Source organism: Rubeoparvulum massiliense, from assembly GCF_001049895.1.
GTDB lineage: Bacteria > Bacillota > Bacilli > Rubeoparvulales > Rubeoparvulaceae > Rubeoparvulum > Rubeoparvulum massiliense.
On the sequence record NZ_CVPE01000006.1, the window covers coordinates 1226023 to 1233124 of the forward strand.

General features: G+C 43.0%; 6 protein-coding genes and 1 rRNA gene. 1 reads left to right on the forward strand and 6 read right to left on the reverse strand.

Annotated elements, in window-relative coordinates:
- Positions 1 to 45: 45 nt before the first annotated feature.
- The 4 genes from BN1691_RS13745 to BN1691_RS13760 all read right to left on the reverse strand — a co-directional run bounded on the left by BN1691_RS13745 (position 46) and on the right by BN1691_RS13760 (position 4838).
- Complete coding sequence (locus BN1691_RS13745; RefSeq protein ID WP_053083782.1) at positions 46 to 2232, reverse strand: DNA translocase FtsK; 2187 nt, start codon at positions 2230 to 2232, stop codon at positions 46 to 48.
- Between the two features lie 27 nt (positions 2233 to 2259).
- Positions 2260 to 3300, reverse strand: a complete 1041-nt coding sequence (locus BN1691_RS13750) for an HD-GYP domain-containing protein (protein WP_048602721.1) — start codon at positions 3298 to 3300, stop codon at positions 2260 to 2262.
- Between the two features lie 140 nt (positions 3301 to 3440).
- Entirely contained in the window at positions 3441 to 3656 is a 216-nt protein-coding gene (locus BN1691_RS13755) for a YqgQ family protein (RefSeq protein ID WP_048602722.1), read from the reverse strand.
- Positions 3657 to 3824: 168 nt separating this feature from the next.
- The gene (locus BN1691_RS13760; protein ID WP_048602723.1) at positions 3825 to 4838 is read right to left on the reverse strand and encodes a PTS sugar transporter subunit IIC; all 1014 of its coding nucleotides are present in this window, start codon (positions 4836 to 4838) and stop codon (positions 3825 to 3827) included.
- Positions 4839 to 5045: 207 nt separating this feature from the next.
- On the opposite strand from BN1691_RS13760, the gene BN1691_RS13765 reads away from it, so the two are divergent.
- Entirely contained in the window at positions 5046 to 5453 is a 408-nt protein-coding gene (locus tag BN1691_RS13765) for a globin domain-containing protein (RefSeq protein ID WP_048602724.1), read from the forward strand.
- A gap of 59 nt (positions 5454 to 5512) precedes the next feature.
- Here BN1691_RS13765 and BN1691_RS13770 read toward each other — a convergent pair whose 3' ends face one another.
- Both BN1691_RS13770 and rrf read right to left on the reverse strand, forming a co-directional pair.
- The gene (locus BN1691_RS13770) at positions 5513 to 6364 is read right to left on the reverse strand and encodes a DegV family protein (protein ID WP_048602725.1); all 852 of its coding nucleotides are present in this window, start codon (positions 6362 to 6364) and stop codon (positions 5513 to 5515) included.
- Between the two features lie 272 nt (positions 6365 to 6636).
- Positions 6637 to 6753: ribosomal RNA gene (gene rrf / locus BN1691_RS13775) — 5S ribosomal RNA — on the reverse strand.
- Positions 6754 to 7102 lie beyond the last annotated feature (349 nt).

The following is a 7102-nucleotide window of genomic DNA, read 5'->3' on the forward strand; positions in this document are numbered from 1 at the left end:
CACTCCCTTTGATCTGAGTAGTGTTACTTATAATGATCTTAACTTTTAGCCTAATGAAAAGTACTCTTCATACTCCTCATTACTAATTAAGACGGTCCGTGGCTTACTCCCTGCCGATGCTGAGATAAAGCCTTGATCCTCCATCATATCGATGAGGCGTGCTGCTCGATTATAGCCAATCCGAAAGCGACGCTGCAATGCAGACGTTGAAGCCTGACCTGCCTCCATGACAAACTTCACCGCATCAGGGAAGAGCTCATCCTCTCCCTCCTGGGCAATCTCCCGCTGTAATAGCTCACGATCGAAAAGGAATTGCGGTCTACGTCGTGCCTTAATGTATTCTGTAACCCGCTCGATCTCCTCATCCATCAGATAGGCTCCCTGTAAGCGAATGGGCTTGGAACTTCCATTGGGTAAGTAAAGCATATCGCCTCGCCCCAATAGTTTATCTGCCCCTGCCATATCCAGGATGGTCCGTGAATCTGTCTGAGCAGAGACTGAAAAGGCAATTCGTGTAGGAATATTGGCCTTGATTAAACCGGTTATTACATCCACCGAAGGACGTTGTGTTGCCACCAAGAGATGAATGCCACAAGCCCGTGCCTTTTGAGCAAGCCTTGCAATGGACTCCTCCACATCTGCTGGTGCAACCATCATCAGGTCAGCCAATTCATCGATGATGATCACTAAATAGGGCATGGCTGGAGTGGAGCGCTCAGGCTCCTGTTGTTGCATCCATTCATTATAACGCTGAATATCACGGACACCTACATTGGCGAATTCCTCATACCGTCGCTCCATCTCTTGCACTGCCCAAGCTAAAGCCTGTGTAGCCTCTTTCACATCATTAACGACTGGTGTGACTAAGTGCGGAATGTCATCGTAGGCAGCAAATTCCACCATTTTAGGATCAATGAGGAGCATTTTCACCTCATCTGCGGTAGCACGGTAGAGGAGACTCACAATAATGGAATTGATACAGACACTCTTCCCAGAGCCTGTAGAACCGGCGATTAATCCATGAGGCATCTTTTGTAAATCCATGGTGACCAGATCGCCACCAATATCTAAGCCCAATGGACAGGTGAGGAGCGGCGCATTGACCATGGCTTCATGGGTGAGAAGTGGTCGAAGCCATACTGCCTCCCGTTTCCGATTTGGCACCTCAATTCCGATGGCCGACTTGCCAGGAATAGGTGCTTCCATCCGAATATCCTCCACAGCCATGCTCAGTTGGATATCATCAGCCAGGTTGGTAATTTTATTCACCTTGACCCCAGGACCAGGATAGACCTCGAAGCGTGTCACGGTAGGTCCTTGCGTTGTTCCGCGAACCTCAGCGTCCACATTGAACTGTTGGAGCGTTTGCTGAAGCATCTCCATTCGTTCTTCTATATAACCCTCATCTTGTGGTGAGGGTGGTGGTGGATCGATGAGTAATGAGAGTGAGGGAAGCTGCCCCTCACGATCAATTGCTTCAAGAGTTTGTTTCATGACAGGCTTGACGCTGTCCTGCTTCACCACGTCTGGAATATGTATATGAGGTGCTTCTGCTTTGAATATCGAGGCTTTCATCTGCTTCTCTTCGAGCTCTACTTCAGTCTTATCGATAGTGAGTTCATTTTGGTCATTCAAGGTTGATTCTTCATGTAGATCCTCATTCTTTTCAGGTAAATCAATCAATACCTTAGTGATTTCAGGTAAATCTGTCCGTTCCTCAGCGACCTCGGGTAAATATGTTAGTTCCTTCGTTGTTTGAGCCTCTTGTAAACTGGACTCAGGCTCAGACATAGGAGTAGGGGGAGTTTCTGCTTGAACCGGGTGTGAGTTAAATCCGTAGATTGCAGAAGGCACCCTTGTTAATTGAAATGGTTTTTTCTTTTTTTGTTGCTCCTTTTGTCCACCATCTGCTTGTTCAACAGGCTGTTGTTCTAGATGAATAGGAGGTTCTGACTTTTTGGGTTTGGAAGATACCTGCTTGATTGACCTTTCCTTACGGGCATGTGGATCCACAATATCTTCAGTTCGTGAAGAACGTGAAGGATATAAATATGCCACACGCATTTCAACCTCTTCTCCAATTGTTGAAGAAGAGGCATATTGAAAATTGGCTCCATCCTCATCTGCTTGCGTCCATGCTACTTCATCCATGATAGTAGAAGAGTTGTCCTCTTCTTCCTTTTCACTAAAAAATCGTTGACGTAAGCGTTCGAACCATTCCTTAATACTCATTCAGCTTCACCCATTCTTCCATTCCTGCTATAGCATCTTTTCAATCATAATGGTGGTTTGTTTAGATAGATCGATCTCTTCAATTTCTACCTCTTCATCTTCGGAGGAGGAGATAATTCGAACTACTGGACGTGCTGGTAGACCTAAATGTTGGTCCACCACAACCCCCACCTTGCCATTACTTAGTTTTAACGAGCTGCCTGTTGGATAAATAGCCACAGAGCGTAAGAATTGCCAGACGATCTCGTAATCTAACTTTTTCTCTGCGTATCCCATGAGGATCTCTGCCGCTTCATACGGTGCATAGGGACGCTCACCATCAAATGGCGAAATTAAATTATCATATAAATTGGTAACTGCCACAATTCGTGCAAATTCATGGATCTCATCACCGCTTAGTCCCCGTGGGTAACCGCTACCATCTAAAAATTCATGATGCTGCAAAGCGACGTGAGCAGATAGGAGACTCAATTCATGCTTCTTTTTTAAGATATTAAAACCCTTCCATGTATGATCCTGAGTATTGGTCATCGATACTTTTCGTTCTTCCTCTGACTCTTCAACGATCAATTTGCCTAGGTCATGGAAGAGGGCTCCAATGGCCAATTCCTCTAGCTGATGCTGGGATAACTGAAGATGTGCTCCGATCAAGAGCGACATCATACAAACATTCAATGAATGTAAAAAGAGATGATTATCAACGGTTCGAATATCATGAATATCCATCAAAAATTTTTTATTGACCACAATCTGATCGATGATTTTTCGAACCTGCTCCATGATACGATTGGCATTGAAGTCTTGACCCTGTTGGACGCATTGAACCACTTCACCCATGGAAGTTAGCGTTTCACGACGGGTCTCTTCAGCCACCATATCCTCCAGCTTGATATCCTCAAAACGTTCATCCTGTATATATAACATGGTTACACCGACACGACGCAATTGATTGATCATGCCGACCGTGAGTTGTACACCTTGATTCAAAAGAGCACGTCCATCATTGGAAAAGATACTCTTACCTAACTGATCACCTGGTTCCACCATCTCAAGAGATACATAACGCATAGTACCGCCCCTCACATTTTATCATAAGGATGGGATTCTTTATTTTAGCGTATCATACTTTTGCGGTGAGTCTGTTCAGAATTTCGTACGTTTTCCTTACACTTGGGTATTCCACTGCAAACGGTAAAAAAACTACCACCCTACGGAGTGGTAGTACCATGTCCATTTGCCCTTCCTTTTAACTGTATGCGTCGTTCGCGGATTTCATGCAAAGCGAGACGGAAATCCTTCTCGTCAATCATTTTCATCTGATAGGCCCCGCGAATATCTGCTTCCATCAAATCTAAGTCTACCCACTGATCTTTTGTATAGATAAATGTACCAAAGCGTCGGAGAATTTCCAAGGTTTTTTCCACATGAGATCCCTTCATTCTTTCCGTATACTTTATCACGATGACATTAGCTAATTGACAGCATCATTGAAGTAAAAAGCGTGATGTTAGCTAGATATCTATCATTTATTGTAATCGATTTATTGATGCAAGGTCAAATGATGATCCTGTCCCTAATCAATGAGCTGCTCCTTAATTGTTGAGGCGTAAATCTCCTGCTTTAATAAAACCACGTTTACGCAATGGATAGTAAATCAAATATGCGAGCACTCCAGGTAGGATAAAATGCAGTAAGAGAATAGAGAGAAGTACATCTCCACTAAAGCCCATAGCTTGAAAAGTGGTCACTTGACCTACGAAGCCAGACGTTCCCATCCCTGCTCCTTCTTTTACATTGGTCATCTGGAATAAGGTTGTCGCAAGTGGTCCTAAAATGGCACCAGCCAAGGTAGGGGGAATAAGCACAATAGGATTCCGAATAATATTGGAGATCTGCAGCATGGAAGTCCCTACAGCTTGTGCTAAAAACCCACCAATTCCATTATCTCGATAACTAATAACCGCAAACCCGATCATCTGTGCTGCACATCCCACTGTAGCAGCACCGGCTGCTAGGCCATGAAGATCCATCATAATCGCAATCGCTGCACTAGAGATAGGAGCAGTAAGTGCTAACCCCATTAATGTTGCCACAGCAATTCCCATCATGATTGGTCTCAGCTCTGTAGCTTGGACGATTACATCACCAAACCAACGTAGGGATGCATCGATTCCTGGTCCAATCAATTGGGCAGCTCCAACTCCAGCGATGATGGTAATCATCGGTGTTAGAATAATATCTAGCTTCGTCTCTTTAGAGATCATCTTACCAAATTCAGCACCAAAGACAGCACCCATAAATGCACCAGCTGGACCACCAAAGGAGGCACCCCATGCGCCTGTTAAGACGGAGGCAAATAGTACGAGTGGTGGAGATTGTAATCCATATGCAACTGCAACCCCGATTGCTGCACCATAGATCTCTTTCTTCCCTGCTTCAATTCCAATCTGGACTAAGCCATCGATACCTAATTGCTGTCCAATTACCTTCAATATTAAGCCGATAATTAAGGATGAAAATAGCCCCATCGCCATATAGTTCAATGCTGTTATCAAATAACGTTCCACACTAAATTGGATATTCTTACGCTTTAGGAATGCTTTCATCTTCTTAACTTCCCCTTTTCTCCTAGCTCATTATTGGTGTAAAGACACCTGTATATTTATATGTTAATACAAATATATTACGTTGCCCTTCAAGAGAATGCAAGGAAAAGAAGCACAATTCTCTGGAAGCATAAAACAGGAGTTTTTCGTAATGGAGTGTTCAAATTTCCGATTTGATTAAGTCTGTGCTAACATATTGGGTAAAAGATGAAATATTCTGGAGGTATTCCCTTGGACCATTTCTTACTCTATCCAGCTATCGGTGAGCAACGACTACATGAGCTGGTGGATCATTTTTATCATCATGTTTCGAAGCATCCGCTGCTTGCGCCAATATTTCCAGCAGATTTAACAGAAACAGCTCGTAAGCAAAAGCTATTTCTAACTCAATTCTTTGGTGGACCTGCCCTTTACTCTTTAGAGTTTGGTGCCCCGATGCTACGAGCTCGTCATCTGCCTTTCCCGATTACGCCAGAACGTGCAGAGGCATGGCTTCAATGTATGCAAGAGGCGATGAAAGAAGTTGGTTTATTGGATGAGGAACTTGGTCGCTTTATGTTAGAGCGGCTGACGAAAACCGCACATCATATGATGAATACCGAATCCTCGCTGTAAAAAAAACGCACTGCTCCATCTGGGAACAGTGCGTTTCTTCTACATCCATATTCAGCTTATTAGCTAAAAGAGATTACAATACCACCTTCACCGGCATAAGTACCAATCGTTGCGCCCATCTCGGTGAGAAATACTTTGAGCTTTCGATCCTGATAAAGTTCTTCAATGGTGTGCTTAATTTCTTCGCCCTTTTCCTTACAGTTACTATGGGCAACACCAACAAGGAATTGGTATTTATCCTGTGTAAGCTCTCCAATTAAATTTATCAATTTAGAAATAGCACGCTTTGATGTACGTACCTTTTCATGAAGTTCAATCTTCCCCTCATCTGCAAACATAATCAGCTTAATCGAAAGGAATTCCGCTAACCTACCTTTTATTTTATCTAACCGCCCACCCTTAATCACATTCTCTAGTGTATCCAGAACAAAGTATGTGCGTATCTTCTCAGCCTGTTCCCGAGCATATGCTACTAACTCAGCAAAGGATACACCTTCATTCCGTTTCTCAGCTACACGTAAGACGATATTGCCTAAGCCAACGGAGGCTGTTTTTGAATCAATAATTTCAATCTGTTGATTGGGACGTTCTTCTTGAAACATGGTTCGTGCCAAACAAGCATGTTCATATGTGCTACTTAATTTATCCGATACTGTTATAAGTATGATTTGATCATCATTATTAGTTTTTAAAAATTCTTCCATAAAGTGATGAGGAGCTGGACTTGCCGTACGTGGTAATACGGGAAAATTGTGCATCTTACTATAAAATTCTTGGTTGGAAATTGTCACCTGATCAATGTATTCTTCATCGCCAAAATAAACTTTTAGTGGAACAACCCGAATGTCCTGCTCCTGCAACATTGTTTTTGGTAAGTCATTGCTACTATCAGTAATTAAGATGATGGCCATTCTAATGTCCTTTCGTTTTTCAAATTATTTTTGTCCTATCCTAGTCAATAGTACTATTATTTTCTTCCTATTATAATGTATTTACTCGCATACGTCATTAATTTATCGAAAGTAGTTGAAGAAAACCAATTCTAGGGATGTTGGAGGATAGTTGAACCTCTCATGTCTAAAGCCACGAGTGTTCTCGACTATTCCATAAAGCTATAAAAGAAGCCATTCCACTAATGGAAATGGCTCCTGCTCTTTGATCTTATGTATGGATAATAAAAACTGCCTGGCAACGACCTACTCTCCCAGGACCCTGCGGTCCAAGTACCCTCGGCGTGAGAAGGCTTAACGGTCGTGTTCGGGATGGGAACGCGTGTGACCCTTCTGCAATCATCACCAGACAGCTTATATCAATTCCTTTGTCTCGCCCTCCTGCAACAAGTTGCCGTGTCGGGCTCTGACAAACGAATAGATATCAGTAAATTTTTTAGGAACCTTCGGTTCCTTACCTTCTAAGGCCCTTAAGCACTTCATGAAGGTACTGAGCGTATTTCATTTTGCCTTGAGCGACTTTGCAACCTTCGGTTGCCGTAAGCGAAAGGCATATGAAATAGCTCTTACAGAGAGAAGTTCATTCTCTCAAAACTGAAGACGAAATGAATTGTATCACATTCACGATCCATAATAAAGTGAAATATTTGGTTAAGCCCTCGATCGATTAGTATCCGTCAGCTCCATGCATTGCTGCAC

Coding starts and splice junctions, on each gene's coding strand:
- BN1691_RS13750 (WP_048602721.1), bottom strand. CDS start 3,300: ATGCGTTATGTATCTCTTGAGATGGTGGAACCAGGTGATCAGTTAGGT.
- BN1691_RS13745 (WP_053083782.1), bottom strand. CDS start 2,232: ATGAGTATTAAGGAATGGTTCGAACGCTTACGTCAACGATTTTTTAGT.
- BN1691_RS13770 (WP_048602725.1), bottom strand. CDS start 6,364: ATGGCCATCATCTTAATTACTGATAGTAGCAATGACTTACCAAAAACA.
- BN1691_RS13765 (WP_048602724.1), top strand. CDS start 5,046: ATGAAATATTCTGGAGGTATTCCCTTGGACCATTTCTTACTCTATCCA.
- BN1691_RS13760 (WP_048602723.1), bottom strand. CDS start 4,838: ATGAAAGCATTCCTAAAGCGTAAGAATATCCAATTTAGTGTGGAACGT.